Here is a 26,287-nt window from a genome sequence, read left to right on the forward strand (position 1 = left end):
TGTTATAGTACGATTATAATAAAGATGTAATGTGAAGCATTCATAGAAAACTGCGACTAAAGATAATCATAAATCGCTACTTTTTTGCTGCATAATTGATTAACAAGGAGGTGGATCAGATGACATCAATGCAGGACGGATGTGGTTCCAAGCCTAGAAGTGATGAAGATCTTCAGAAACTAACGGTGGGTGAGCTGAAACCGCATAATGCAACCATTACCCTCGTCGAATATGACCCACGTTGGCCGAAGTTATTCGAACGGGAGGCTAACAGGGTTCGTTCCGTACTCGGCAACAAGGCATTGAGGGTAGAGCATGTTGGTTCGACATCAGTGCCAGGGTTATGTGCAAAGCCAATCATTGATATGCTGCTGGTCGTTGCAGATTCTACCGACGAGGCGTCCTATGTTCTGGATTTAGAGGCTGCTGGTTACATACTGCGGGTCCGGGAGCCTGATTGGTTCGAGCACCGTCTATTCAAGGGACCCGATGTCGACATTAACCTTCACGTGTTCAGCGCGGGCACGTCTGAGGTTGAACGAATGCTGCGCTTCCGGAATTGGTTGCGGGTTAATGATACCGAGCGGGACAAATATGCACAAGTCAAACGAAGCTTAGCAAAGAATAAATGGCGACATGTTCAGCACTACGCGGATGCCAAAACGTCCATAATCCGGGAAATCATGGAACGAGCGAACTCGGTCGAGAGAAAGTAAAAGGGGTTTTTTGGGGTAGAGTATTTGATGCTTTAAGCATGATTTCAAGTTCTATTATGCACTTTTGAAGAAAATTATTAAATGGATTGGGTTAATACTAGCCATTATTTTAGTTTTTGTACAAGCATTTGGAGTAGCAAAATAAATCATCTTAAATTTTTACTAAAGGAAATAACATTTATGAACAATACACTGATTGTTTATTATTCGCTTTTTCAAAACACAAAGAATTTAGCATTAGAAATAGCAAAACAGACTGGTGGTACTTTAAGAGAATTAATTCCTGATAAGAATTATTCTTTTGACTATAATACGGCAGCTAAAGAAGTAAGAAATGAAATTTCTCGAGGATTTTGTCCTAAGCTAATATCTGGAAATGAGTCAATAAATGATTACCAGACAATATTCATAGGTACTCCTAACTGGTTTAAAACACTAGCCCCGCCAGTAATGAGCTTCCTTAGACAACACGATTTTACAGGCAAAATAGTAATTCCCTTTTGTACTCATGGAGGCGGTGGATTTTGCCAAATTGAAAGTGATATAGCTAAAGAGTGCTCAAAATCCATAATTCTGCCTGGCATTGCTGTAAACGGTACTGTTGCACCAAAAGAGGTCACAAATTGGCTTGGGACAATTGGATATAAATTATAATAAATTCTATTACCAAAAGGTAGGTTGGCTTCCCCACATTCTATAGTAATCAAAGTTAATTTACTAACCCGATTTGATTGGCCAAGGTTTCTAAGGTACTTTGTGTTAACTGTCGCCATGCTATACTATGGAGAATATTGAGTGGTGGTGAAACAATATAAAAAACGGTTCCAATAAAATTTGGTCACTTGCACTAATAAAGGAAAAAGTTTTAAAGACATTTCATGATGATAATAGTGTCTTAGGTGAATGTGCACTTATTAATACCCGAAGGATTTATTATTTATCAATTATTGCCATCCCATTACGTATTATCACCATTTATTTATTTATTTTTACGGGATCCTATGACACATTGATTTTAAAGACGTGGAGCCAGGGAATTATTGCCTCTCATTTTGTATTGCTTATTTTTATGATCGGATTTTTTTTTATAACTCATAAACTAAAAAATAGAATAGATTCAAATACAACCATGTTCGTATTGCAATACATTGCTGTGGTTGTTATTATGGCTACCGGTATTGCCATAGTCACGATTGATCAACTGGTAACCGCTAATATTACGCCTTTTTTACTAATCTGTATTATCAGCGGAACGGTTTTTTTAATTAGGCCATTAATTTCCTTAACAATATTTTCAACCTCGTATGTGGCGTATTATCATTTAATAGCGCTAACCATAACCAACGAACAGGTGCTACTTTCGAATAGAGTCAACGGAATTACTGCTATCGGAATTGGTTTCTTGCTTAGCATTATTCTGTGGCGTTACAATTACACGAATATAACACAAAAGTGGATCATTGAAAGTCAACAAAAACAATTAGAACAAATGGCATATTATGACCCACTAACAGATCTACCTAACAGGCGTTTTTTTGATAAATTAATCAAACAAGAATGTTCTTCAATGCAACGCCAGGGTCATGAATCCGTTATTCTAATTTTAGACATTGATAACTTTAAAATCATTAATGATACATACGGTCATCCGGCAGGTGACAATATACTTAGGCAACTGGCTGATCTTTTAAAAAACAACGTAAGAAAATCTGATACTGTCTCTAGGTTTGGCGGAGAAGAATTTGTTATCTTTATGCCTAAAACTTCTTTGGAAGAAGGATATTACTTTGCTGAAGAACTAAGAAATTTAATTATGGAAAAAAGATTTACCATAGGGTCGGTTACATTACGAATTACTTCCAGCTTTGGTGTATCTTTACTGGGTGATATTAAAAATCAAAGTTCACAGGATTACTATTCCCTTGCGGATAAAGCCCTTTATTTAGCTAAACGATGCGGTAAAAATAGGGTTGAAAAAGCTTAGGGCATTCTCTAACAACAAAGACAATGACCAATCGAAGTAACGATTAGATAAATATAAAAACAGGGTATGGCCACTTAACTTTAAAGGGCAGCCCTATCTTTTTGTTATTATTAGATCTAGGGCAAGTAGGTGGAAAAAATGGGTTATAATGAATTTAACAAATAGAAATATTATGAGAGCGAGTGCAGAATGAAAAAAAGAAGAGTTATTATGGGGATCATATTCATTATTTGGTCTGTATTCTTCATTACTGATTTTTCTTTAGCAAGGGCAAATAAATCACCTATTTTTGCAATTCCAATAACAATATATAAAGATGGTGGTTCAACAGAATATTACGGGTTGGGTTATAAGGTTATAAAATATGTCAATTTAACCGTTGAGAGAGGTCCCGAGGTAGTAAAAATTGATTTTGGAACATGGTTTCTGAGATTCTCACCACAATAGGATAACGACATGAATAATTAACTAAACAACATTTAGGAGAGTAAGCAACAAAGACTAATCTCCAAATCAGGATACGTACAAATAAGGGCTGTGTCTAAAGCTAGAAAGTAGTTTAGACACAGCCCTTACCTATCTAATATAGCCCGAAAGTTTTGTTTACATCAAGGACAAAGATGATTCCCTTACCAGGTTTATCAATCTGAAGATCTTCTCTGATGGATGAAACGATGGTATCGGTTAGGTTATTCTTGCTTATGATCAGTACCATTTCTTTTTCTGGCTCTATCTCCATGGCAAACAGGGTATGGGTTTCATGAATCCCTGAACCCCGTGCGTTAATTATGGTTCCCCCTCTGGCGCCACCTTTATTTGCTGCCGTAATAACATTTTCCGCATTTCCTTTATCTACAATGGTAAAAATTGCCTGATACATGGTGTTTTCCTCACCTCTTATTATTTGGTTGTCTTGACATTGGCAGCTTTTAATCCCCAACAGGTCAACCACAGATAAGGTAAAAGCTATACCATGATTCGGTTTGTAGAAAGCCAGTTCTTTATTTAGTACATCCAGAGCTTGATTTGCGGTTGTTTTATCAGCAATCATTAAAACAATTTCTTTCCGAGAATCATTTAAATCCAAAAACTCTAAAAGGCGATTTTTGATGGTTCCCCTGCCTAAAAAAACGGTACCTTCCGATACCCCGTTTTTTTTAGCAATCTTGATAGCTTTACTACCTAGGCCAAAGTTTACGATCATACAAATCAGTGTAAGTTCCTTTGTATTATGAACATTCTGCATTACCATCTGCTTTGATTCCTCCTTTGGCGGACTTGGTTTTATAAATAAAGCCCAAGACTTGTAAAGCAATCAATGGAGTTAATGCAACCATTGATATCATGCCAAAGCCCTCTCTTAAAACATCTGCTCCTTCAACTGCTTCTGCCACACCTTGGGCAAAAGCCAAAATAAAGGTTGCTGTCATTGGCCCGGAAGCAACACCTCCCGAATCAAAGGCAATACCGACAAATAGCTTTGGCACGTAATAACTCATAACAATAGCAATTATATATCCTGGCAGTAGATAGTGCCATAATTGGACTTCAGCAATGATTATTCTGACCATGGAGAGGGCAATTGCTATGCCAACCCCAATGGATAAAGCAAACAATACTACTTTTCTTTTCACAGAACCGCTGGTTACATCTTCTATCTGGTGAGTAAGTACGTGTACAGCAGGCTCTGCTAAAATGGTTACTAAGCCTAGAATAAATCCGATAATAACCACATAATACTGATTTTCCAGTGAGGCGATGCTGTATCCTACCACACTGCCCACATCCATAAAGCCTGCATTAACACCCACTAAAAACAATACTAGACCTATAAAAGTATAGACAAGCCCTTTTAAAATTTTACGAATAGCCCTTTGGGGTAGTTTAAAAGAAGTTGCCTGAAAAAGCAAAAAGAGAATAATAATAGGCGACAACGCCAAAACAATTTCCCCAGCTATTTTTGGTAATTCGTGAACAAAAGGCGCTAAAATGGAAGCTGAGTGGGAAACATTATATTCAAGGCTTCCTGACATTTCTTCTGTTCCGGTAATAATATTCATCACCATTACAGCTATTATAGCACCTACAGATGTAATGGCAACTAGGCCGAAACTATCATTTTCAGAAGCCTGACTATCCTTCTTTAATTTGGAAACACCCAAGGCAAGAGCTAAAATAAAGGGTACGGTCAAAGCACCGGTGGTAGCACCCGAAGCATCAAAGGATATAGCAAGAAATTCAGGTGAAGTAAAGATTGCCAGAACAAAAACAATTAAATATAGAATCGTCAACAATTTGTGTAACTGTATATTATATACTATTCTAATCAGACCCAGAGCAAGAAGTGCGGCAATACCGATGGATACAATGACTACTATGCTAAACTTAGAAATCACACTGCCTGTCACAAAATCCACTTGCCCTGCTAGAATATGCAAATCGGGTTCGGCAATGGAAATAAAAAAACCCAAAGCGAGTCCGGCGATACCTACGATCCATAATTTATTTGATTTCGTCAGAGATGAACCCATTAAATTCCCAATCGGAGTAATTCCTTTATCTACTCCGACTAAAAAAATAGAAAGTCCAATGATGATTAGAAGAGCGCCGAGAAGGAATCTGATTAATTGGGGTATTTCCAAGGGTGTAAGGGTAAAGTGTAGAATCAAAACGATAATTGTAATGGGCAAGACGGAGAGTATAACCTCTTTGAATTTTTCAAAAAGTATATTCAAATAGTCACTTCCTTTCAAGTATCATTTGTTAAATTTTTTTTTACTGCGTAAAAAGTCTATAAAGCTTCTCACCTCTTCCAGTTCTTTTTCGTCCAGATCTTCAATTCCAGGTAAACTTATCTGGGTAACTGCAGTTGGTAGAAAATTATTTGTATATCCTGCCACTTGCATGATTTCATCAAAATTTATACCCAGAGCATTAGAAATGGATTTCAAGATCATGGGGGAGGGGTTTTTTCTTTCCCCGTTTTCTAAACGATATATTTCTGTATGACTGATATGAGCAAGGTCTGCCAGTTTACGCATAGAAAGGTTTTTGGCCATTCTTTGTTCAGTAATATATTTCCCTAAGAAGCTCATAAAGAAATGCACCTCTTTTTTTCTGTTACTATAATAATATAACATAAGTGTAACCTTAGAGGAACAGTTATGAGCTTTTTGGTGACAATGAGTTACAGAGATTTGTTAGATCCTTTATGAATTCGTCGTATATTCATATTAGTTGTAGGATTCAACTCTTTTTTAGCCAATATAGTAAGTAGTGAAGATACTGATTATACTTAGATTGGGGGTGTAACTAGAATGATTACTGTTTCCGATGTTTTCAAAACGTTTACGGTGGAACCTATCCTGGTGCATAAAAATGATAAAATAAAATCCATTCACCAAAAGTTTATCAAGCAGAATGTGCCAATTTGCCGATGTGCTTATGTCGTAGATGATGATAAACACGTTATTGGCAGAATAACGTTAAGAAAGATCATGGACTATATTGCGATAAAAAAAGCATTAACAGGCAGCAAGACATATTCTGTAAAAAAACTTTTTGAATATATTTCACCCGACTTAGTCGCTGAAAATATTATGGAAACTACCATTGTTGTTAACTTAGAGCAATCATTAGAAGAAGCCTTCCAACTAATGTTGGATAAACACGTGGAAGAGGCAGCAGTGGTCGATAAGGATGGGTATGCAATCGGTGACCTTAACGTATATGAGGTTCTAAAAGAAATAGAAATCGATTAGGTCCTTTATGATAATTGTAGATTCAGGCATGGTTAAAAATATGTAAATAGTTGAAAAATAAAGGTAGCCTTACGGGGCTGCCTTTATTTTAGTACGAATGACCAAAAACAAGGAATTATCACTATTTCGTCGAATAATATTTCTAATTTAGTAAACGACTTAAATTAAGGACGTAAATTATAGAGACTCTTTCCATAGTTCCTTTAAAAATGAACCCGGTCTAATCATCAATATGCAGGCATAAAGTTTTACTAGTAAGCACTATTCCTATTTTTTTATGGCAATCTCTTACCTCTCATTCTTCAAAGGGGGGCTTTTTTATGCTGATACTGGGTCTAAATGGCAGTCCGAATACCAATGGTAATACCGTCTTTATGCTGAATAAAGCACTGGATGCAGCGACTGAAATGGGTGCGGTTACGAAACTTATTCATGTAGCTGAGGTGGTGGAAACAGCCGATAAATTATTTTGTGATGCCTGTACCAATCCCTGTGCCGGGGTTTGTTATCAAGATACCCCACTAGGAGAGCTGTTTGAATTAATCAAAACAGCCGACGGTATTATTCAAGGGAGTCCTGTCTACTTTGGCACAGTGGCATCGCCGCTGAAACTACTTTGGGATAAAAGCCGTGCTTTACGAAAAGAAAAGGCGCTGGTAGATGTAGTAGGTGCAGCCCTAGCGGTGGGGGCTTCCCGCTTTGGCGGTCAGGAAACCACAGTCCGGGCCTTACAGGATATTATGCTGGTGCATGGTATGACCTTGGTAGGCGACGGAAGTTATTTAGATGATGCAGGGCACCAAGGAGCCAGTGCCCAAAGACCAGCCGAAGGCGATCTCCAGGCGGCGAAGCGTTGTCAGATTCTTGGTCGCCGGGTGGCAATGGTAGCCTTGGCCACAACCTCTTTAAGACAAAGACGAAAGGGGTAGGTTTAGGGTATGGAGATCAGGTTGCAGACGGAGAAACTGGAACAGAGGATTTTGTCACCTTATGCCTGTTGCAGCAGCAATAGCAAAGGAAGGTTACGACCAGAGGAACCTTGCCCGGTACGTACTGTGTTTCAGCGCGACCGTGACCGGATCATTCACTCCAAAGCCTTTCGGCGTTTGAAATTAAAAACTCAGGTTTTTATTATTCCCGAAGGAGATCACTATCGTACCAGGCTAACCCATACCTTGGAGGTAGCTCAAATTGCCCGGACCTGTGCTAAGGTTTTGGGCCTCAATGAAGATTTAACCGAGGCCATTGCCCTGGGACACGATTTGGGCCATACACCCTTTGGCCATGCCGGAGAGCAGGTGCTAAATAGGGTTTACCCACCGGGGTTTAAGCATAATGAGCAAAGTCTGCGAGTGGTGGATTTTTTAGAAGGACTAAACGGTCTTAACCTTACCCATGAAGTCAGGAATGGTATCCTAAATCACACCGGTGATAACAAGTCTGCTACTCTGGAGGGACAGATTGTTAAAAAGGCCGACCGCATTGCCTATATTAATCACGATATTGATGATGCTTTACGGGCAGGTATTCTAAGCCAGTCAGATCTGCCAGAGGAATGCTTGGCGGTACTTGGGCAACGGCATAGCCAGCGCATTAATACGATGGTGTTGGACTTACTACAATCGAGCCAAGGCAAGGCAGAGATTAGCATGAGCCAGCCGGTACAGGAAGCTATGGAGCGCCTAAGAACCTTCATGTTTGAACATGTATATATAGGATCGGAAGCGAAAAAAGAGGAAGACAAAGCCAGGCATGTGGTTGAAAAACTGTACTATTTCTATTGTAAAAATCCCTCCTATTTACCGGCATACACGATGAAGAATGTGGAGCAAGAAGGAATTGAACGAGTAGTTGTAGATTATATTGCCGGTATGACCGATCGATATGCTGTCGCCCAATATAAAAGCCTGTTTATTCCCAGTGGTTTTCCCCTCGGATAATGACGTTATGATATATTCATTGCAAATATTGGCAATAATAATGCTGTTGCCAGAGAAAAAATGTCGAAGTGTTGCAGGAAATTTTTTAGCAACCGCGAATAAACTTTAAACTGGTAGACGGTTGTTGGATTCTTCCAGTGGCAGGAGAATCACCCCTGAGTAGAGAAAAAGTAAGTATTTGTAGTTAAAGGGTGATTTATGGTGGGACGTATCCCGGATGCCATGATTGAAGATATCAGACAAAGAATCGATATTGTTGAGGTAATTTCTCGGTATGTTGCAATGGAAAAGCGGGGCAAAAATTATTTAGCCCTTTGCCCCTTTCACCAAGAAAAGACACCCTCCTTTAACATTAATCCAGAAAAGCAGATTTTTCACTGCTTTGGTTGTGGTGCGGGAGGGAATGTCTTTAAGTTTGTCATGATGGTGGAAGGCCTTTCTTTCCCAGAGGCAGTTAAATCCCTGGGAGCAAAGGTAGGAGTCGATATTCCCGAGGAAATTTCTCCACGGGATCAAGCTTACCATAAAAAGAAAGACAGGGCTTATAAGATATACAGCTTAGTAAGAGATTATTATCGATTCCTACTTACCTCAGATACTGGTGCCGGAGCAGTTCAATATCTGGAGAAACGCCAACTATCTGATGCCGCGAGAAATACCTTCGAATTGGGTTATGCACCTCCAAATTGGGACAGCTTAACCAAATTACTGCTCTCCAAGGGGATTTCAGGAGAAGAGTTAACAAAATTGGGATTGGTGCAAGCCAAAGAATCAGGAGGGTTTTACGATCGTTTCAGAAACCGGATAATGTTTCCCATCTGGGATAACCAAGGTCGGGTGATAGGTTTCGGTGGTAGAACCATGGGAGAGGATACACCCAAATATCTAAATTCTCCTGAAGGTGAATTCTTTAATAAGGGTCAATTGTTATATGGCCTGCATATAGCCCGCAAAGGTATTAGGGAGCAAGGTTATGCGGTGTTGATGGAAGGTTATATGGATGTAGTTTCTACCTTCCAAAAGGGTGTGATAAACGCAGTAGCCTCTCTAGGCACCGCATTTACCCGAGACCAGGGTAAGCTATTAATGACTTATACCCATAATGTTGTCATTGCTTATGATGCCGATGCTGCTGGAACCACAGCGACCCTTCGGGCGGCTGAAATACTTCAGGAACTAGGTGCTCAGGTGAGTGTGGCAACCCTTATAGGAGCCAAAGACCCCGATGAATTTATTCAGTCCCAAGGTCTGGCAGCTTGGCAGCAAGTTATAGAGAAAGCACTGTCGCTGATTCAGTTTAAGTTAGATCAAGCAGTAAAGAAATATGGTATTCAAAATAGCGCTGCTAAAGAAAGAGTTCTTCAGGAGGTGTTACCCAACTTGGCTGTTGTGGCCAGTCCTATCGAACTTGAGGATGCAATTAAACAAACGGCTACGGTATTGCAAGTAAACTGGGAAACCGTACTGGAGGCCATTAGGAATTATAAAAAAAATGCCAGAAAAAAATCCCAATTGGGGGATAATTCAGCAAAAGTAAGCCATAATATAGCGAGTGATTCCAATTATGGGAAGCCTAAAAGAGCAGCCGATGCCAGATCTCAGGCTGAAACAAGTTTATTAAGGCTAATCCTGGAAGATAAAATATGGCTGGATCGTATTGCTAAGGAATTGGGTACTGATTTTTTTCAATTTGAGGGCTACCATAAAATTTTTCAAGCCTGTCTAAAATTAGGAAAAGATTATACGCCGACCAAAGTCTTGGATACACTGGAGGAGCCTTTGCAAAGTGTGGTAAGCCAATTACTTATGCAGGAAATTCCTAGAGATCATCTAGATCAAATACTGAAAGATCTCATCTGTACCATCAAAAAAACCAGTGAGAAAGCCAAATTGGAGGACTTACTGGTTAAGTTAGCAGCGGCGGAACAGGCTGGCAATAGCCAGAGAGTGTATGAATTAAGTCGCGAAATTAATACAGCAATGAAATCCGAGGGGCCCGAGAGGGGAGTGGCAACGTGAGGGACGAAGTAAAAGTTGAACAAGTGAAAGAACTGATTGAAAAGGGCAAAAAGCGGGGAGCTCTTACCTACAACGAAATTATGGACACCCTGCAAGGAACAGAACTAACGCCCGATCAAATTGATGATATCTACGAAAAAATATCTGCTATGGGTATTGAAGTCGTCCCTGAAGCTACCGACCTTGAGACATTAGAAGTAGACGACAACGTAGAAGGCCCAACCGAAGAGGTTGAGGTTGAAGTTGATCTTAGTATTCCTGAGGGCATTGGTATAGATGACCCGGTTAGGATGTACCTTAAAGAAATTGGCCGGGTTCCCCTGCTTTCGCCGGAGGAAGAGATTGACTTAGCGAAACGCATGGAGCAGGGAGATGAAGAGGCCAAGCGACGTTTGGCTGAAGCGAATCTGCGGCTGGTAGTCAGCATTGCTAAACGTTATGTTGGCAGAGGCATGTTGTTCTTGGATTTAATTCAAGAGGGTAATCTTGGTCTGATTAAAGCCGTAGAGAAATTCGATTTCCGTAAGGGTTTTAAATTTAGTACCTATGCTACTTGGTGGATTCGCCAGGCCATTACCAGGGCCATTGCTGACCAGGCCCGCACCATTCGTATTCCGGTACATATGGTGGAAACGATCAATAAACTAATTAGGGTTTCCCGGCAATTGCTGCAAGAGCTTGGTAGAGAACCAACCCCGGATGAAATTGCTAAGGAAATGGAGATCTCTGGGGAAAAAGTGCGGGAAATCATGAAAATTGCTCAAGAACCAGTTTCTTTAGAAACCCCCATTGGAGAAGAAGAAGATTCTCACCTGGGAGATTTCATTGAAGATGCCGATGCCCGTGCACCTGCAGAAGAGGCTTCTTTTACGTTGTTACGGGAACAATTGGATGAAGTACTGAAGACTCTAACTGATCGCGAGCAAAAAGTTTTACGCTTACGCTTCGGACTGGATGACGGCAGGGCCAGAACTTTGGAAGAAGTGGGACAAAAGTTTGGTGTAACCAGAGAGCGTATTCGCCAAATTGAAGCAAAGACTTTACGCAAACTTCGCCACCCTAGCCGCAGTAAAAAATTAAAAGATTATCTGGATTAATTAGAAGAACTTGGCTTTTACCAAGTCTTTGACGAAGGCGGAAGCCTTAGTTTTTCTTATACTTTCATCAATAGAAATTTTATTCCTTACTGAAAGTGTCTTGTACTTTCAATCAATAGAAATTTATTCTATATTGAAAGTGAAAAAAGTTGGATTTTAAGGTTGACCTAAGGAAACTGTTTTAGTATAATAACTTTCGTGGTGATGCTCCTCGATAGCTCAATGGTAGAGCAACCGGCTGTTAACCGGTAGGTTGTAGGTTCGAATCCTACTCGGGGAGCCAAATAATCGGGCCTATAGCTCAATGGTGGAGCATCCGGCTCATAACCGGCGGGTTCCAGGTTCGAGTCCTGGTGGGCCCACCATACTTCAAACTAAAAAGTTGGCCCCTTGGTCAAGTGGTCTAAGACACCGCCCTTTCACGGCGGTAACACGGGTTCGAATCCCGTAGGGGTCACCAAAATAAAATAGTAACACTGTTCGAAGTCCCCTCCCGTAGGGTCACCAAATAAAATAGTAACACTGCTCGAAGCCCCTCCCCATAGAGGTCACCAAAATAAAATGGGCGATTAGCTCAGCTGGGAGAGCGCCTGCCTTACAAGCAGGATGTCGGCGGTTCGATCCCGTCATCGCCCACCAAACAAACCCTTACCTTTTTAGGTAGGGGTTTTTTCTATTTATAACTAAGAATAATAAGGTACAAACTAACCAAGTTTTTGCATTTAAGTGTCACTAATTAGACTGTTTTATTGTAAGCAACGGGACATTCCGTTAGTCTGCGTAATGGTAATTTAATAACATAATACCAATATAATACAAGTTCATATGCGAAAGGATGGTACGGTGGGTGGTTAAGAGCTGTAAGGTTAAACTTTTAGTTCCGTTAGTGATTTTGGTAACACTCTCCCTAGTGATGTTGGTAACACTGAGCTATCAACAAATGAGGAACGCCATACTATCCCAAGAGCAAGTTAGCTACCATAACATTGAATCCATTGTCAGAAATGACCTGGAAGCAGTCTTTACTTCTACAACCATGGGGCTTAACAGTGTCATTACTATGCCAGAGGTACAAAAAGCCTTTGCTGAGAGAAACAGAGAGGAACTTTTGCGGCTTACCGCACCAGTTTTTGCAGAGGTAAAAAAACAAGGAATCGAACAGTTTCAGTTTCACCTGTCGCCAGCCTTGTCTTTCCTGCGTCTGCATCAACCTCAAAAATTTGGTGATGACTTATCTTCCTTTCGGGCTACTGTTTTAGAAAGCAACAAAGAAGGAAAATTGGTGGCAGGTCTGGAGGAAGGTAAGGGAGGATATGGTTTTCGGGTAGTGTCACCGGTTCTTTACCAGGGTCAACATGTGGGGAGTGCAGAATTTGGCATGGGATTTAATCCTGCGTTGTTAAAGCGCTGGAAGGAACAATGTGGTGGAGAATTTTTTATGTACCCCTATGCCAGTTCGGGAGTAGCCTGGCAAAAGGTAGATACAAGCAAACCACTGGCCGGAACAACGGAAAAAGATGATCTCCCGGTGGAGGCTGCCGAAATAAAGAAAGCCATGTCCGGTAAAGGTTATTATTACATCAATCTAAGTGAGCAATCAGCGGCGGTTATCATTATTCCAGTTTTTGACTTTAAGGGAGAACCTATTAGTTATGTAAAAGTCAACTTGGATCGATCTAAAATTTTAACTGAATTAAATAAAGTTCTCGGAGACAGTGCCCTTCACTTGATCCTAGCTTTACTAGTGATGGGGACGGTGATGTATTGGGTTATTAGTAACATACTTAAGCCAATTCATTTGCTATCAGAGCATATGGTTGCTGTGGCCCAGGGGGATCTAACAAAGGATTTTGTTGTCCAGGGAGAGGATGAGATAGCCTCCTTGGGGCATAGTTTTAATACCATGCAACAAAATTTTAAGCAGCTAATTGGTCAAACTATCCGGGTGGCTGATCAACTTATTGATTCCAGCAAATCCCTAAGTCAATCAGCAGATGAAACCAGTAGTTCTGCCCAGGGTGCTACCGAGAGAGTGGAGAAAATGGCTTTCTCTATGCAGGGCTTAGGTAATATGGCAGAAATTGCTGCCGGTGAATCTCGGCAGGCCAGTTGCGCCGCTGTGGAGGGTAGTGAAGTAGTAAAACAAGCGGTGGATCGTATGGCAATCCTGCATCAGATGGTAAAAGGATTGGCCCTAGAAACCAGTGGTTTAGGAGGGAAAATCAATGATATTAACGGCTTTGTCCGGCTCATTGGCGATATTGCCGATCAGACTAATCTATTGGCCCTTAATGCAGCCATTGAGGCAGCCAGGGCTGGTGAACATGGTCGGGGATTCTCGGTGGTAGCTCAGGAAGTAAGAAATCTGGCAGATGAATCAAATCAGGCAGCTAAAGATGTTAGGAAAATTATCGAAGAGATTATCCAGCAATCTCAGGAGCTAAGTCAACATATGGGAGAAGGGCTACAACAGGTTCAAACAGGTCATCAACTCATTGAAGCGACTGGTGATAAATTTAACCTTATCCAAGGGTTGGTGGATGGTTTGGTGCAAAATTCGGCGGAGGTGGCTACTGCAAGTACCTTGGCTATTGCTGATAGCTCGGAAATAGCCGCGGCCATTCAGGAACAAACTGCTTCTTTCGAACAAGTGGCAGCCTCGGCAGGGTTATTGGATCAATTGGCAGAAGACTTAAAAGAACAGATTGGTAGATTCAAAAGTAACCCACCAGAAAATCCAGTTTAATAAGATATCCAAGGGAGTGGCGCAAAACTGTAGTAAGCGGCACTCTCTTTCTTGTCATAGGTCATAAGTCTTAGGCCGTAGGCGTGGTTAGTTTAAATATTTTGCAAGACTGTCTTTTGGTCTAGTAGGGGCGAGCTTTGCTCGTCCGAATGAATTGCTTTTTTCATTTCTTAGTGAGCACACTGCCCAAGTGTTCTTCCATAGCCAGAGCAGTATACTGTCTTATTCTTTGGTGACTGGTACATAATATAGAAAGATTATGTCTATAAGGAAATAAGAGGATTTTATTCTTTCTAGGCGAAATAAAGATTATTGAGGATGGTGCGATGATACACTTAAGTAATCGATTACGAAAACTAGCCAGCTATGTTTCAACAGGAAGTGTCATGGCTGATATCGGGACAGATCATGGATATTTACCGGTGTATCTGGTCTCACAAGGAATTTGTACAAGAGCAGTGGCTGCTGACATCAATAAAGGGCCATTAGAATCTGCCAGAGCCCATGTTGAACAGTATCAAGTATCCGGTAAGATAGACCTTCGCCTGGGGAATGGTTTAGAAAGGGTTCAACCCGGTGAGGTAGATACCATTGTTATTGCCGGGATGGGTGGGGGAACCATTAGAGATATTTTACAGGCATCTCCGGAGACAGCTGTACAGGCCCGCAGGCTAATCTTACAACCTATGGCGGATGAAGCGGAGCTGCGCAATTATTTGGTCAACCATGGTTGGTCCCTAGTGGATGAAGAACTGTTACTGGAAGATAATCGGTTGTATTTGATCCTCGTGGCTGAGCGGGGCAGAGAAGAGATAGCGGAACCACTGCTTTTTGAAGTTGGCCCCCGCTTGTTGGAGAAAAAACATCCTTTGTTGCCAGTGTATTTACAGCGGTTGCAACAAAAATACCAACGCATACTAGATGGTCTAGCCAAAAGCAGTCAACCAACCGTTAAGGAGAAGGCAGCTCAAATTGAGCGTAAAATAGCTAAAATCGAGAAATTAACACAAGGGATAAATCTTGAATGAGTGTGTGATGACTTTTGCATGAATACTCTAGCGATACGAAAACCAAACCGATTAATGGGTTACGATTACAGCCAAAACGGTGCATATTTTATAACAATATGCGTTAAAGATAGACGTGAATTGTTGTGGAATGTAGGGGCGACCTTTGGTCGTCCGTTGTGTGATCATAAACATTTGTCGAAATATGAAGAGATATATCATTCATCTGTTATCATTGATAAATATGTGATTATGCCAAATCATGTACATATGCTTATTGTTTTAAAAAATGATGATTTAGAGAACGGACGACCAAAGGTCGCCCCTACAATATCTCGGATAATTCAGCAATTCAAGGGGTCTATATCTAAACAAATTGGTTCTTCCATATGGCAAAAATTATTTCACGACCATATCATTCGCAACGAGCAAGATTATCTTGAGATTTGGCAATATATCGACACAAATCCTATTAAGTGGGAAGAGGATTGTTTTTATCCAAAAGGCACGACAAACACATAGATGTGACTTTATGGTTTGTTGTGAAAGAAAGGGGAGGTTAGATTGACGGTAATCGCCCAAGAAATTACGAACCTAGTAGAAGAAATGGCACCCCGTTGGCTGGCCGAGGAATGGGATAACAGTGGTTGGCAAATTGGCAACCCACGGGCAGAAGTTAGTAAAGTTCTGTTGGCTTTGGATGTAGATGCCGTGGTTGTACGGGAGGCCCAAGAAAAAAACGCCAATCTAATTATCTGCCATCACCCTATGTTGATGAAGGGCATTAAAAACATTCGGTTGGATGAACCTAGGGGGGCATTGATTGCCGAATTAATTCAGCATAATATCGGAGTCTATGCTGCTCATACCAACTTAGACAGTGCAATTGATGGAGTGAACACTATTTTAGCCCGCCGGTTGGGATTGGAAAAGTTAGAAATCATGCATCCCTCAAAGGGGGAAAGATATCTAAAACTGGCAGTTTTTGTTCCCGTGGAACAAGCTGAAGCAGTTCGTCAGGCTATCTGTCAAGCAGGAGCAGGCTGGATTGGCAAGTATAGTGATTGTACTTTCCAAACGACAGGCAGTGGAAGCTTTCGCCCATTGGAGGGCACCAACCCTTTTAAGGGACGGCAAGGTCAAGTGGAACGGGTGGACGAAATCAAACTGGAGACCATTGTGCCTGGCCACAAACTGAAAACTGTACTAAACGCTATGCTGGAGGCCCATCCCTATGAGGAAGTGGCTTACGACCTGTATCCATTGGAGAACCACAAAAACTCCCAGGGATTGGGTAGAATTGGTGAATTAAAAGAAACCATGAGTTTTGCCGATCTCATTATTTATGTCAAAGAAGCCCTTGGCTTGGCTACCGTGAAGGTAGGCGGCGGTATGTGGCGGGATGTCCGTCGGGTGGCTGTTTGTGGTGGCTCGGGATCCGAACTTTGGTCGGTTGCTGCCGCGAAAGGAGCAGAGGTGCTCATTACCGGCGATATTAAATATCATACTGCTCAGGACATGCTGACAGCGGGGATTAGCTTTATTGATGCAGGACATTTTGCAACCGAACATCTTATTTTGCCCCAATTACAAAATCAGTTAGAACAAGCCTCTCAGGCCAGAGATTTGGCTGTTGAGTTCATGCTTACTAAACGTCAATCTGATCCGTTTATGTATATTTAGGAAAGGAGAAAGGTCTCTCCTTTCTTTTTATTTTTCTTTTTTTACGTAACTTATTCTATTTTCAAAGAGGAGTGGTTGTATGGCAAAGGTTCGTAAACTGTGGGAGTTACAACTGTTAGAGGAGCAGCAAGAAAAACAAAAGTTGCAGATAGTGGATCCATCCTTGGTGAAGCAGCTAAAATCATTGAAACAGGAGATTGAAGTATTACAGAGCCAGCTTAAAGACTTAAAAAGCCAGTATCAAAGGGCCAAAGAAGAGGTCAACAGCTTAGAACGAGCAGGGGTAGAATGTAAAGAAAAACAAGGTCAACTGAATGAAAAAATTTATGATGGTTCCTTGCAAAGCAAAGAGATTAAAAATTATCAGCAAAGATTGGCAAAATTAAATGAAGAGTTTACCAGTTCTGAGGACAAGCAACTGGAGGTGATGCAGCAGCGGGAAGACATCAAAGGGATATGGGAAGAGAAGAAACAGCAACTTACCACTATCACCGCCCAATACAAAACCTTACACGAGAACTATTTACAGCAAAAAGAAGAAATAAAAACACGGGCTACAGATTTAGCCCGTGAAATTACAGAGTTAATTCAGGAAATCGGGACAGAGGAATTAGAACTTTTTCGGCAGTTACAGAAAAAACATCGCCGCCCCGTGGGTCGGGTTACTAAGGACACTTGCTCCGGCTGCCACCTGGGAATCTCCTTTGATAAGATAAAACAACTGAAAACCCCGGATGGAGTTGTGCATTGCAACCATTGCGGCCGCCTCCTACTTTGGGACCCGGTCTAGCTCTCTCGTGGAGAAGTTATAGTTATTTCATAAGTTATTTTACACTAGCTTCGCAGCTGCCTGTAAATTCTCCTTAAAGGAGTTTAGGCAGGCCTCCACCGGCTGCGGAGTTTCCATATCCACACCGGCTTTCTTCAAGAGGTTAATGGGATAATCCTTACCACCGCTGGACAGAAATTCTAAGTATTTAGCAAGCTCCGTCTGACCACCTTGGAGGATACCGTTGGCCAGGGCCACCGCTGCACTCATGCCGGTGGCATATTTGTAGACATAAAAGGCGTTATAAAATGTGGAATACGGGTCCATTCCAGGGAGATTTGATCATCCATTTGTACTCCCTGATAATAGAATTTGTTCAAGTCATAGTAAATCTCACTGAGGGCGTCCGGTGTTAGGCTGATGCCTTGCTCCACCTTTTCGTGGGTGATTTTTTCAAATTCCGCAAACATGGTTTGCCGGAAGACTGTGGTGCGTACCTGCTCCAGATTGTAATTTAAAAGGTATAATTTTTCCTTTTCATCGGTGGTTTTATCCAACAAAGCATGCATTAGCAGACTTTCATTTAGGGTAGATGCTACCTCAGCTACAAAGATGGTATAGCTGGCATTGCGATAGGGTTGGTTTTTGTGTGAGTAGAAAGTGTGCATGGCGTGACCGGCCTCATGGGCTAAGGTAAACACATCATTTAGGGTGCCATGGTAGTTTAACAAAATATAAGGGTGGTAACCGTAGGCACCGGTGGAATAAGCTCCCGAGGTTTTCCCTTTGCTTTCATAGATGTCCACCCAACCGTTTGCCAACCCCTGCTGCAAGTCGCTAACATATTGGTTGCCCAATTTTTGCAGGCCCTGCAGAACCAATGTAACAGCTTCCTGATAAGGATAGGTTTTCTTTAATTCCGTTACCAGCGGCACATACAAATCATACATCCTAAGCTCCGGCAGATCCATCACTTGCTTGCGAAAATTGACATACTCATGCAGTAGGCCAATGTTGTTATGGACGGTGGTAATCAAATTATTGTATACCGCTACATCAACGTTGTCCGAGTGGGTGCTGGCTGCTAAAGCGCCACTAAATTTTCTCAGGCGGGCATAAAGGCAATCCTTTTTTACTGAGTTGATGTAGGTTTGGGCAATGGTATTCTTAAAGTCTTTGTAAACACGATACAACTCATTATAGGCAGTCTTTCTGACTTCCCGGCTATTGCTTTGGATCAAACTTTGGTAGCGGCCGTGAGTCAGTTCAATCGGCGGGCCCTCTTCACTCGGTACCTCACCGAACTTTAAATCTGCATTGTTGAGGGTTTGAAAAATGCTCTTGGGTGCACCAGCCAGCTCGCCAAAGGAGGACAGGAGTTTCTCTTCAATATCGGACAGGGTATGTTCTTTATTACGGCTTATTTCCTGAATGAAATGCCGATAATCTTTAAACTTCGCATCGTCAGCAAAGCCTTGCAAGGTGGCCAAGTCCAGCTTCATTAATTCTGGAATAAAGAAACTGGTTCCTTCGCTATAAAGGATATAAAGACTCCTCACCTGATCAAAGAGGGCCAGAGATTTTGTGTTGGTGTTGTCTTCATCCAGCTTCATATGAGAATAGCTGTAACTTTTCTCGACAATTTGATCCATCCGGTCTTGCAGCAATAAAGCCTCTAAAAGGGTATCCTGATTCGTTAGTTTTCCCTGGTAGCCTGTGAATTTTTCTAACAGTTCCTTGACGAGGGCCAGATCCTTCAGCACTTCCTCGGAGCTTTGGTACATGGAATTAAGATTCCACTTAGACTGTTCTTCTATCTCATCCCGATTTTTAATATTACTGTTCAAAACAAAACCTCCTATCTTTTAATTTGTAATATAGTATGTCAATTTCGGAAATTATCACCATAAAGTAACCATCATCGAATATCCATGGGAAGGTTTGGCTGTTTTGCGGCTTCCACTGCCAAACGGTCGCAACGTTCGTTTTCTGGGTTACCCGCATGACCTTTTACCCAAATGAACTTTACTCGGTGGTGATCAAGTAACTGTAGAATTCTTTCCCAGAGATCAGAGTTTAGGGCAGGTTCTTTTTTGTTGCGCATCCAACCATTGGCCCGCCATTTTTTAGCCCAGCCCTTTTCTACGGCATTGACTAAATACTGAGAGTCTGTGTAGAGAGTAACGTTACAGCTTTCCTTTAGATGTTCAAGCCCTGCAATGGCACCCAACAATTCCATACGGTTGTTGGTAGTGTTTTGAAAACCCGCAGAAAGCTCCTTCCGCTGGTCTTTGTAAATCATTACCACACCATAGCCACCAGGTCCCGGATTTCCGGAACAGGCTCCGTCCGTATAGATGGTTACTTCTTTTAACGTATCCATTTTAGCTCCCCATTTCCTTTATTTTTTATGGCATGGTACTATTTTCCATTAATGTGAAATTAATTATACCATGTCTTTGGCAATCGTTAAAAGCCATGGTATGATAAACGGGAGGTGATGATATGAAAAAATTAACTTCAATTATATTGGTTCTTTGTCTGGTTTTTCTGGTAACCAGTCCAGCCTTGGCTAAAAAGGCTGGTGGTGGCTTTAAATCCGGTGGTTTTTCCAAACCCAAAACGACCACGACGAATCCTACAACGGCACCGTCTAATTCTGGTAAAACCACAGATAAAGCCGATCCCAAAGGCACAACCACTTCTGAAACAGGGGATAAAATTCCTTATACCAATTTGCCTGCCAGCAAAGTAGCACAGAGCAGCTCAACGGGTGCTGGAACAAACTTTGCCCGTTCTAATCTGGCTGGTTTCAGACCATCCTTTTCACCCTTCTCAGGTAATTTTTGGATGTGGATGTTTCTTATGAACAGTTTTGGCCATAGCCAGCCTGCTGCGGCACAAAGCGGAGAAACTCAAAGCAGTCAGAATGATGCCCAAGTGGCACAGGATGGTATCTATACACCTGGCGTGGGTGATTATTGGTCGGCAGATCCTGTTGCCAATACAGTCTCTACCTTGATTTTAGTTTTAGTTGTTGTCCTGCCAATTATGTTCCTGCTTAGATGGAGAAAGAAGAGGGCAGCCTATCATTAGAATTGACCTATCCAAAAATATAATTGTAAGCTATTTTTCATTTATCCGACACATACTAAACTGAAAAATATGGTAATATGTCCATAAATGGAATTAGCTTTGAGGAGGGACTCTAATGATCAAGTGGCGTTGCACCGTTTGCGGTTACATCCATGAAGGAGCAGAACCACCGGAAATTTGCCCGCTATGCGGGGTGGATAAAACACATTTTGAAAAGGTGGAAGAAGTACAAGAAGCAGGGAATACAGAATGCCAGGAAGCCATTAAGAAGGCACTCCGTCACATTAGCTATGGCTTATATATTGTTTCCTCCCGCAAGGGCGATAAAATTAATGGTCAGTGTGCCAATAGTGTATTTCAAATAACCTCAGACCCAGTGAAAATTGCCGTCGGTATTAACAAAAATAACCTGACCCATGAGTATATCAAAGACAGTCAGGTATTTTCTGTAAGCATATTGGATACCAGTGGTTTGGAGTTGGTAAAACACTTCGGCTTCCGCTCTGGCAAAGATGTGGATAAGTTTTCTGATGTTACGTACCAAATAGGAAGCACCGGAGCACCTCTTTTGCAAGATTGCCTTGCTGCCTTGGAGTGTCGAGTGGTGGGCAGCATGGATATGGGAACCCATACCCTGTTCATCGGGGAAGCTGCTTGTGCCCAGGCAAAGGGTGCCGGTGAACCTATGACCTACTCACTGTACCATCAGATTAAAAATAAACCGGCAGCAACTCCGGTTCCCGAGGGGGATATCCGGTGGCGCTGCAAGGTATGTGGTTATATCCATGAAGGCCAACAACCGCCTGATGTTTGTCCAGTCTGTGGTGTAGGGCCTGATGAGTTTGAAAAATTGTAACTGTGCCTACATTGTACCCACATACCTTGGTTAAACTAAGGTAATGGGTGCGGGAGGTGACAGAGCATGAATCTGCGTCGAAAATATTCTGGGAGGGCATTGTATCTCACCAACCAGCGTCACCTTAATGGGATGATGCATCAACATGGGGCCTTCAGTGGTTTAACTCCCTACTACCATCCGAGGAATTTTAAATAAGCTAGCAAATACCCTACAAAAATCTCCCCGTGGTACATTTGTTATGATATGATAATATCGGGGGGGATTTTGGTGAGAAATACCAAAATAATTCTATTGGCTTTTTTACTAATCATCGTGTTATGCTTGCCGGGTTGTAATCTTGTCAAGAAAACTGAAACACAACAACCTGTAAAGGTAGAAACTGTTATCAGCAAGGTGAAGATTGATTCTTTGGTCAGTCATCAGGAAAGTAGTTGGTTAAGGGTAACCGGACTTGTTAAGAACACCTCTGAGTATCCCGTAACCGCTATTGAGGCCCAGGTTATTCTGAATGGTGATGCCGGGGTGTTTGATAGTAGGCTTCTGACACTTGCCCAGGGAAAACGCTTGGAACCGGGGCAAACTTTGAGTTTTGACAGTACCTTTGAATACGGTGAAACAGAACTTCCCCAGATTAGCTCCGAAGCCAAAATTATCACCTTACGATCATTAGAAAAACCGATAACACAAAAATAAGCCGTCCTTTGGGAGACGGCTTATTTTTATGATTTTATAGGCATTATTCTTCGTCTTTTTTAACATCCATGCCAAAATAGGGATTGCCAGGCATGTAACCACCCATCGTATTTCCGCCCTGCTTGGGGCAGCCGGGTTTAGGGCAGCCGGGCATTTCACCCATACCGGGGCTAACAGTTCCGGGATAAGGGGTAGGGGCCGGGCAAATCTGATCCATGGTACCGGCAACATTAACTGCACAGACATTCCAGAGGGGAACAACGGTTACCTGACCATTGGCCTCAGTACCGTTATGAAGCTCCAAATAATCCTGACCAACCGCATGCAGGGTACCGGTTAGCGGGGCAGTGCATCCTTGGCAGTTAAGGTACACATTTACCCGTTGACGCAATAATTGGCAAAGGCGCTGTAGAAAGGTGGGAGCTACCATACCAGAGGGGTGGTTTGGGTTCATCATACCCATAGTCTCCATCTGTTCACTCATACAATATCAAACCTCCTATAAGGATTTGCTATATTGTATTGAGAAGATTGTAAAATGGTGCCAAAAGATAAAAGAAAAACTTGGCTTGCGCCAAGTCTTTAGACACCGGCGGAAGCCTTAGTTTTTCTTTTATTTTCATCAATAGAAATTTTATATTTTCTGAAAGTGAAAAAGAGCCGGTTATTTTTTTACCGGCTCTCGGAAATTTATTGCTTTGGCTTGAAGGTATCGCATTGTGTTTCTTCAGAGGTATTAGACTCCTCAGACCCGCAGTGATTCACCTGAATCATGGGGGCATCACACATAACGTTAGAGTTATATGCACACTCAGTTACACTACATTTAATGTTGGCCATTTATTTCACCTCCCCGTATCAGGATAACTTTATTGTACCCAAGCGGGAAGATACCATTCATTTAATTTAGGCCAACTGTATAATTATACAATTTATTATATAATTTATCAATTGATGTCCGACAAGTATACAAAATAATCTTCTGTATTTAAAGGAAAATTGAATTTTTTGCAGAAAAATATTAGTTAACATACCCAGTAGACTTTTGCTAGAGGAGAGGGTACACTGGGTAATTGAGAAGTGATTTAGGGAGAGGAGATGTCAATTGATGCTTCGCAAGAGAAGTATTCTGTTGCTAATGCTGGTATCCTTGCTGGCACTGGCACTGGTTGGCTGTGGTGGCGACAAAGAAAAAGCTGCCCAAACTGCTAAACCGAAAGTTTTTGTTTTTGGTCAAGGTGCTGATCCCCGGGGATTAGACCCCGCCTTTGTGGATGACGGTGAATCCGCCAATCCCATTGTTAATATTTATGATGGACTTGTTCGTTACAAAACAGGCAGTACTGAAATTGAACCCGCTCTGGCTACTGAGTGGAGTCCCTCTGCGGATGGTAAAGAGTGGACCTTTAAACTCCGCCAAGGGGTTAAATTCCATGATGGTACTCCTTTTAATGCAGATGCAGTGGTCTTTAGCGTTAGTCGACAATTGCCTCCCCAGCGTACCGACGCTATGCCCTATGCTTCCTTTACCTTTGGTCCCGTAGAAAAGGTAGAAAAGGTTGACGATTATACCGTTAAATTTGTCTTGAGTGAACCCTATGCTCCTTTCCTAGCCAACTTGGCAATGGCACTGGCGGCTCCCATTGTAAGCCCCGCTGCTGTTGAAAAATATGGTGATAAATTTATTGAAAATCCTGTAGGCACAGGTCCTTTCAAGTTCGTACAATGGAAAAAGGGTGAACAAATTGTCCTGGAAGCCAACAAGGAATACTGGGACGGTGCTCCCAAACTTGACAAACTGGTGTACAAGTTTATTAAAGAAAACTCCGTACGTGCCAGTGAGTTAAGAACCGGTTCCATCCAAGCCATGAATGGCTTAGATCCTAACGATGTGAAGATGTTGGAAGATGCCGGACTGAGCGTTATTAAAAACCCCGGTATGAACATCAACTATTTAGGTTTCTTCTGCAATAAGAAGCCCTTTAACGATCCTAAACTGCGTTTGGCTGTAAGCCATGCGATCAATCGTGAGAACCTGATCAACTTCTTGTACCAGGGCTTGGCAGAACTGCCCAACAGTGTATTGCCTTCCTTTATGCCCGGTCACGATAAGAGCTTACAAGCTCCTGAGTATAATCCCGAAAAAGCGAAGCAGTTACTAGCGGAAGCTGGTTATGCCAATGGTTTAAAAGTAACTCTGCTAACTTACTCCAACGTTCGCCCTTACAACCCAGTGGGTGGCGATAAATTAGCTGCTGCTATCCAGGCTGACCTGCGTAAAGTAGGTATTGAAGCAGAAATTAAGACCTATCCTTGGAAAGAATATAAGGAAATTTACACACCCGAAATCGTTGAAGCCGGCGACTTTATGCTCTATGGCTGGATCGGTGATAACGGTGACCCGGATAACTTCCTATCTTTGCTGGAAACTAAAGAAATTAAGAGTACCCTCAACGCTGCTAAGTACTCTAACAAGAAAGTGGACGAACTGTTGGTGAAAGCTCGTACCGCTCAGAAACAAGAAGAGCGTAACGCTGCTTACAGCGAGCTGCAAAAGATCGTTCAAGATGAAGCTCCCTGGGTATTCTTAGGTCACAGTAAAGATATGGCTGCGGTGAGCAAGAATGTAGAAGGCTTTGATCTACATCCCGTAGGTGTTATTTACTTCCATAATGTTGATATCAAGTAATTGATATCGATATCGTAAGTATTCTGAACTACCTTTTAAAAACACGAATATGGCCCAGGGCCATATTCGTGTCTTCATGTTTACAACTAAGAGGAAGAATTTGTATTTAATTACCCCCTGAAATAGAAGAGAGGGAAATGTTATGCTTAAATATATAGTCAAGAGACTATTACTTCTTATCCCGGTGCTCTTTGGGGTTAGCCTGTTTGTTTTTTTAGTACTGCATCTGTTTACTGCAGACCCGGCGGCTATGATGCTAGGCCAGCACGCCACGAAAGAACAGGTGGAAGCCCTTCGAGAATCATTGGGTTTTAACAAACCATTATACGTTCAATTTGGTATATTTCTCAGCCAAATACTGCAGGGTGATTTTGGCACTTCCTTAATGACCCGTTCAGCAGTTACCGATGAATTATTGACACGCTTTCCTGCCACCATTGAACTGGCCTTTGCAGCTATGCTCATAGCCACTGTGGTGGGTGTAACAGTGGGCGTTATCTCTGCTGTTAAGCAATACTCCCTTTTCGACTACCTAAGCATGGTGGGTGCCCTGTTGGGTGTTTCCATGCCCATCTTCTGGCTAGGCCTTATGCTAATTATTTTCTTCTCTGTTACCCTTGGCTGGCTGCCAGTGTCAGGTCGTATCGCGGTGGGTATGGAACCGTCCACCATCACTCATTTCTACCTGATTGATAGTTTACTGACCGGGAATTGGGAAGCCTTTAAGTCTGCGGTTAGCCACTTGATTTTACCGGCGGTGGCACTGGCATCCTACTCCATGGCCATCATTGCCCGGATGACCCGCTCCACGATGTTGGAGGTTATTCGACAGGATTATATTCGTACCGCTCGTTCCAAAGGTCTGGTTGAATCCGTAGTGGTCTTTAAGCACGCCCTACGCAATGCTCTGATCCCGGTAATCACCGTTATTGGTTTACAAATGGGTTCTCTCCTGGGCGGCGCAGTGTTAACAGAAACCGTATTCTCTTGGCCTGGCATCGGCAGCTTTGTAGTAAACGCTATCCTAGCGGGTGATTTCCCAGTGGTGCAAGGTGGTGTCATCATGGTAGCCACGGTTTTCGTGGTAGTGAACCTGATCGTCGACGTGCTTTATGCATTCCTTGATCCAAGAATTAAGTATTCTTAATTGGTCATAAGCCCTGAGCTATAGGCCTTTCAAGAAATTTTTTAAACCAAAGGCCTAGACTGACCCCAAAGAAATCCCCAT

Annotated in this window: 26 protein-coding genes, 4 tRNA genes and 2 pseudogenes; 24 read left to right on the forward strand and 8 right to left on the reverse strand. The window is 42.1% G+C overall.

All coding sequences use genetic code 11. The annotated features are described in order from the left end of the window. Nucleotides 1-119 precede the first annotated feature (119 nt). The 4 genes from BUA78_RS15420 to BUA78_RS15435 all read left to right on the forward strand — a co-directional run bounded on the left by BUA78_RS15420 (nt 120) and on the right by BUA78_RS15435 (nt 3,147). A complete protein-coding gene (locus BUA78_RS15420; RefSeq protein ID WP_175549041.1) occupies nt 120-716 on the forward strand; it encodes a GrpB family protein in 597 nt (198 codons plus the stop codon). A gap of 180 nt (nt 717-896) precedes the next feature. Then, nucleotides 897-1,370 carry a flavodoxin gene (locus BUA78_RS15425; RefSeq protein ID WP_072916319.1) on the forward strand — a complete coding sequence of 158 codons (474 nt, stop codon included), beginning with the start codon at nt 897-899 and terminating at the stop codon, nt 1,368-1,370. Between the two features lie 355 nt (nt 1,371-1,725). Continuing rightward, entirely contained in the window at nt 1,726-2,700 is a 975-nt protein-coding gene (locus BUA78_RS15430; RefSeq protein WP_072916321.1) for a GGDEF domain-containing protein, read from the forward strand. A gap of 189 nt (nt 2,701-2,889) precedes the next feature. Further along, nucleotides 2,890-3,147: a hypothetical protein gene (locus tag BUA78_RS15435; RefSeq protein ID WP_072916322.1), complete on the forward strand. Its 258-nt coding sequence runs from the start codon at nt 2,890-2,892 to the stop codon at nt 3,145-3,147. Nucleotides 3,148-3,280: 133 nt separating this feature from the next. On the opposite strand, the gene BUA78_RS15440 is transcribed toward BUA78_RS15435, so the two are convergent. The 3 genes from BUA78_RS15440 to BUA78_RS15450 are packed head-to-tail and all read right to left on the reverse strand — an operon-like array spanning nt 3,281 to nt 5,840. After that, entirely contained in the window at nt 3,281-3,952 is a 672-nt protein-coding gene (locus tag BUA78_RS15440) for a P-II family nitrogen regulator (protein ID WP_338011629.1), read from the reverse strand. Further along, entirely contained in the window at nt 3,930-5,435 is a 1,506-nt protein-coding gene (locus tag BUA78_RS15445) for a DUF1538 domain-containing protein (protein WP_072916324.1), read from the reverse strand. Before BUA78_RS15445 ends, BUA78_RS15440 begins: the two co-directional genes overlap by 23 nt. A 21-nt stretch (nt 5,436-5,456) precedes the next feature. Then, nucleotides 5,457-5,840: a helix-turn-helix domain-containing protein gene (locus tag BUA78_RS15450; RefSeq protein WP_420795518.1), complete on the reverse strand. Its 384-nt coding sequence runs from the start codon at nt 5,838-5,840 to the stop codon at nt 5,457-5,459. Nucleotides 5,841-6,017: 177 nt separating this feature from the next. Between BUA78_RS15450 and BUA78_RS15455 the strand changes: the two genes are divergently transcribed. From BUA78_RS15455 to BUA78_RS15520, 14 genes are all read left to right on the forward strand, one after another. Then, nucleotides 6,018-6,461 (forward strand): CBS domain-containing protein, encoded by a 444-nt coding sequence (locus tag BUA78_RS15455; protein WP_072916327.1) that lies wholly within the window; start codon nt 6,018-6,020, stop codon nt 6,459-6,461. Nucleotides 6,462-6,781: 320 nt separating this feature from the next. Then, nucleotides 6,782-7,390, forward strand: coding sequence for a flavodoxin family protein (locus BUA78_RS15460; protein WP_072916329.1), 609 nt, complete (start codon nt 6,782-6,784; stop codon nt 7,388-7,390). 9 nt (nt 7,391-7,399) lie between these two features. After that, nucleotides 7,400-8,401 carry a deoxyguanosinetriphosphate triphosphohydrolase gene (locus BUA78_RS15465; protein WP_072916330.1) on the forward strand — a complete coding sequence of 334 codons (1,002 nt, stop codon included), beginning with the start codon at nt 7,400-7,402 and terminating at the stop codon, nt 8,399-8,401. 198 nt (nt 8,402-8,599) lie between these two features. Further along, a complete protein-coding gene (gene dnaG, locus BUA78_RS15470; RefSeq protein WP_072916332.1) occupies nt 8,600-10,420 on the forward strand; it encodes a DNA primase in 1,821 nt (606 codons plus the stop codon). Further along, nucleotides 10,417-11,517 (forward strand): RNA polymerase sigma factor RpoD, encoded by a 1,101-nt coding sequence (gene rpoD / locus BUA78_RS15475; protein ID WP_072916333.1) that lies wholly within the window; start codon nt 10,417-10,419, stop codon nt 11,515-11,517. Before dnaG ends, rpoD begins: the two co-directional genes overlap by 4 nt. 208 nt (nt 11,518-11,725) lie before the next feature. Further along, nucleotides 11,726-11,800: transfer RNA gene (locus tag BUA78_RS15480), tRNA-Asn, on the forward strand. Nucleotides 11,801-11,807: 7 nt separating this feature from the next. After that, nucleotides 11,808-11,882, forward strand: a tRNA-Ile gene (locus tag BUA78_RS15485). A gap of 19 nt (nt 11,883-11,901) precedes the next feature. After that, nucleotides 11,902-11,977 (forward strand) — tRNA-Glu (locus tag BUA78_RS15490). 103 nt (nt 11,978-12,080) lie between these two features. After that, nucleotides 12,081-12,156: transfer RNA gene (locus BUA78_RS15495), tRNA-Val, on the forward strand. Between the two features lie 208 nt (nt 12,157-12,364). Beyond that, a complete protein-coding gene (locus tag BUA78_RS15500) occupies nt 12,365-14,263 on the forward strand; it encodes a methyl-accepting chemotaxis protein (protein WP_139257415.1) in 1,899 nt (632 codons plus the stop codon). Between the two features lie 326 nt (nt 14,264-14,589). Continuing rightward, nucleotides 14,590-15,291: a tRNA (adenine(22)-N(1))-methyltransferase gene (locus BUA78_RS15505; protein WP_072916336.1), complete on the forward strand. Its 702-nt coding sequence runs from the start codon at nt 14,590-14,592 to the stop codon at nt 15,289-15,291. An 18-nt stretch (nt 15,292-15,309) separates the two neighbouring features. After that, nucleotides 15,310-15,792 (forward strand): transposase, encoded by a 483-nt coding sequence (locus tag BUA78_RS15510; RefSeq protein WP_072916386.1) that lies wholly within the window; start codon nt 15,310-15,312, stop codon nt 15,790-15,792. A 42-nt stretch (nt 15,793-15,834) separates the two neighbouring features. After that, complete coding sequence (locus BUA78_RS15515) at nt 15,835-16,953, forward strand: Nif3-like dinuclear metal center hexameric protein (RefSeq protein WP_072916338.1); 1,119 nt, start codon at nt 15,835-15,837, stop codon at nt 16,951-16,953. A 79-nt stretch (nt 16,954-17,032) separates the two neighbouring features. Then, complete coding sequence (locus BUA78_RS15520; RefSeq protein WP_072916340.1) at nt 17,033-17,743, forward strand: zinc ribbon domain-containing protein; 711 nt, start codon at nt 17,033-17,035, stop codon at nt 17,741-17,743. 39 nt (nt 17,744-17,782) lie between these two features. On the opposite strand, the gene BUA78_RS20895 is transcribed toward BUA78_RS15520, so the two are convergent. From BUA78_RS20895 to rnhA, 3 genes are all read right to left on the reverse strand, one after another. Then, the gene (locus BUA78_RS20895) at nt 17,783-17,992 is read right to left on the reverse strand and encodes a hypothetical protein (RefSeq protein ID WP_274377404.1); all 210 of its coding nucleotides are present in this window, start codon (nt 17,990-17,992) and stop codon (nt 17,783-17,785) included. Next, entirely contained in the window at nt 17,989-19,569 is a 1,581-nt protein-coding gene (gene pepF, locus BUA78_RS15525; protein ID WP_274377405.1) for an oligoendopeptidase F, read from the reverse strand. The genes BUA78_RS20895 and pepF overlap by 4 nt, the downstream gene beginning before the upstream one ends. Before the next feature lie 71 nt (nt 19,570-19,640). Next, nucleotides 19,641-20,105 (reverse strand): ribonuclease HI, encoded by a 465-nt coding sequence (gene rnhA / locus BUA78_RS15530; RefSeq protein ID WP_072916342.1) that lies wholly within the window; start codon nt 20,103-20,105, stop codon nt 19,641-19,643. A 122-nt stretch (nt 20,106-20,227) separates the two neighbouring features. Here rnhA and BUA78_RS15535 point away from each other — a divergent pair, with 122 nt between their 5' ends. The 4 genes and pseudogenes from BUA78_RS15535 (at nt 20,228) to BUA78_RS15545 (ending at nt 22,370) form a co-directional block, all read left to right on the forward strand. Then, nucleotides 20,228-20,818: a hypothetical protein gene (locus BUA78_RS15535; protein WP_072916344.1), complete on the forward strand. Its 591-nt coding sequence runs from the start codon at nt 20,228-20,230 to the stop codon at nt 20,816-20,818. A gap of 115 nt (nt 20,819-20,933) precedes the next feature. Continuing rightward, a pseudogene (locus tag BUA78_RS15540) lies at nt 20,934-21,500 on the forward strand (flavin reductase family protein); the annotation flags it as partial. Nucleotides 21,501-21,569: 69 nt separating this feature from the next. Next, nucleotides 21,570-21,671: pseudogene (locus tag BUA78_RS21105) on the forward strand (rubredoxin-like domain-containing protein); the annotation flags it as partial. Between the two features lie 273 nt (nt 21,672-21,944). Continuing rightward, on the forward strand, nt 21,945-22,370 hold the full coding sequence (locus BUA78_RS15545; protein WP_072916349.1) for a hypothetical protein: 426 nt from the start codon (nt 21,945-21,947) through the stop codon (nt 22,368-22,370). A gap of 43 nt (nt 22,371-22,413) precedes the next feature. On the opposite strand, the gene BUA78_RS15550 is transcribed toward BUA78_RS15545, so the two are convergent. Then, nucleotides 22,414-22,854: a hypothetical protein gene (locus BUA78_RS15550; RefSeq protein WP_072916352.1), complete on the reverse strand. Its 441-nt coding sequence runs from the start codon at nt 22,852-22,854 to the stop codon at nt 22,414-22,416. Nucleotides 22,855-23,060: 206 nt separating this feature from the next. Further along, the gene (locus BUA78_RS15555) at nt 23,061-23,210 is read right to left on the reverse strand and encodes a DUF1540 domain-containing protein (RefSeq protein WP_072916355.1); all 150 of its coding nucleotides are present in this window, start codon (nt 23,208-23,210) and stop codon (nt 23,061-23,063) included. Nucleotides 23,211-23,478: 268 nt separating this feature from the next. Between BUA78_RS15555 and BUA78_RS15560 the strand changes: the two genes are divergently transcribed. Next, nucleotides 23,479-25,059: an ABC transporter substrate-binding protein gene (locus tag BUA78_RS15560; RefSeq protein ID WP_072916356.1), complete on the forward strand. Its 1,581-nt coding sequence runs from the start codon at nt 23,479-23,481 to the stop codon at nt 25,057-25,059. Nucleotides 25,060-25,201: 142 nt separating this feature from the next. Then, nucleotides 25,202-26,206, forward strand: a complete 1,005-nt coding sequence (locus BUA78_RS15565; protein ID WP_072916358.1) for an ABC transporter permease — start codon at nt 25,202-25,204, stop codon at nt 26,204-26,206. Nucleotides 26,207-26,287 lie beyond the last annotated feature (81 nt).

It is taken from the genome of Desulforamulus aeronauticus DSM 10349 (assembly GCF_900142375.1).
Taxonomy (GTDB): Bacteria; Bacillota; Desulfotomaculia; order Desulfotomaculales; family Desulfotomaculaceae; genus Desulfotomaculum; species Desulfotomaculum aeronauticum.

Excerpts from the sequence above, each read along its gene's own strand:
- BUA78_RS15435 (WP_072916322.1), top strand. The coding sequence starts at position 2,890 with ATGAAAAAAAGAAGAGTTATTATGGGGATCATATTCATTATTTGGTCT.
- BUA78_RS15535 (WP_072916344.1), top strand. The coding sequence starts at position 20,228 with ATGAAAAAATTAACTTCAATTATATTGGTTCTTTGTCTGGTTTTTCTG.
- BUA78_RS15420 (WP_175549041.1), top strand. The coding sequence starts at position 120 with ATGACATCAATGCAGGACGGATGTGGTTCCAAGCCTAGAAGTGATGAA.
- BUA78_RS15450 (WP_420795518.1), bottom strand. The coding sequence starts at position 5,840 with ATGTTATATTATTATAGTAACAGAAAAAAAGAGGTGCATTTCTTTATG.
- BUA78_RS15510 (WP_072916386.1), top strand. The coding sequence starts at position 15,310 with ATGAATACTCTAGCGATACGAAAACCAAACCGATTAATGGGTTACGAT.
- BUA78_RS15555 (WP_072916355.1), bottom strand. The coding sequence starts at position 23,210 with ATGGCCAACATTAAATGTAGTGTAACTGAGTGTGCATATAACTCTAAC.
- BUA78_RS15505 (WP_072916336.1), top strand. The coding sequence starts at position 14,590 with ATGATACACTTAAGTAATCGATTACGAAAACTAGCCAGCTATGTTTCA.
- BUA78_RS20895 (WP_274377404.1), bottom strand. The coding sequence starts at position 17,992 with ATGAGTGCAGCGGTGGCCCTGGCCAACGGTATCCTCCAAGGTGGTCAG.
- BUA78_RS15520 (WP_072916340.1), top strand. The coding sequence starts at position 17,033 with ATGGCAAAGGTTCGTAAACTGTGGGAGTTACAACTGTTAGAGGAGCAG.
- BUA78_RS15455 (WP_072916327.1), top strand. The coding sequence starts at position 6,018 with ATGATTACTGTTTCCGATGTTTTCAAAACGTTTACGGTGGAACCTATC.
- dnaG (WP_072916332.1), top strand. The coding sequence starts at position 8,600 with ATGGTGGGACGTATCCCGGATGCCATGATTGAAGATATCAGACAAAGA.
- BUA78_RS15550 (WP_072916352.1), bottom strand. The coding sequence starts at position 22,854 with ATGAGTGAACAGATGGAGACTATGGGTATGATGAACCCAAACCACCCC.
- BUA78_RS15425 (WP_072916319.1), top strand. The coding sequence starts at position 897 with ATGAACAATACACTGATTGTTTATTATTCGCTTTTTCAAAACACAAAG.
- BUA78_RS15440 (WP_338011629.1), bottom strand. The coding sequence starts at position 3,952 with ATGGTAATGCAGAATGTTCATAATACAAAGGAACTTACACTGATTTGT.
- rnhA (WP_072916342.1), bottom strand. The coding sequence starts at position 20,105 with ATGGATACGTTAAAAGAAGTAACCATCTATACGGACGGAGCCTGTTCC.
- BUA78_RS15460 (WP_072916329.1), top strand. The coding sequence starts at position 6,782 with ATGCTGATACTGGGTCTAAATGGCAGTCCGAATACCAATGGTAATACC.
- BUA78_RS15565 (WP_072916358.1), top strand. The coding sequence starts at position 25,202 with ATGCTTAAATATATAGTCAAGAGACTATTACTTCTTATCCCGGTGCTC.
- BUA78_RS15465 (WP_072916330.1), top strand. The coding sequence starts at position 7,400 with ATGGAGATCAGGTTGCAGACGGAGAAACTGGAACAGAGGATTTTGTCA.
- BUA78_RS15560 (WP_072916356.1), top strand. The coding sequence starts at position 23,479 with ATGCTTCGCAAGAGAAGTATTCTGTTGCTAATGCTGGTATCCTTGCTG.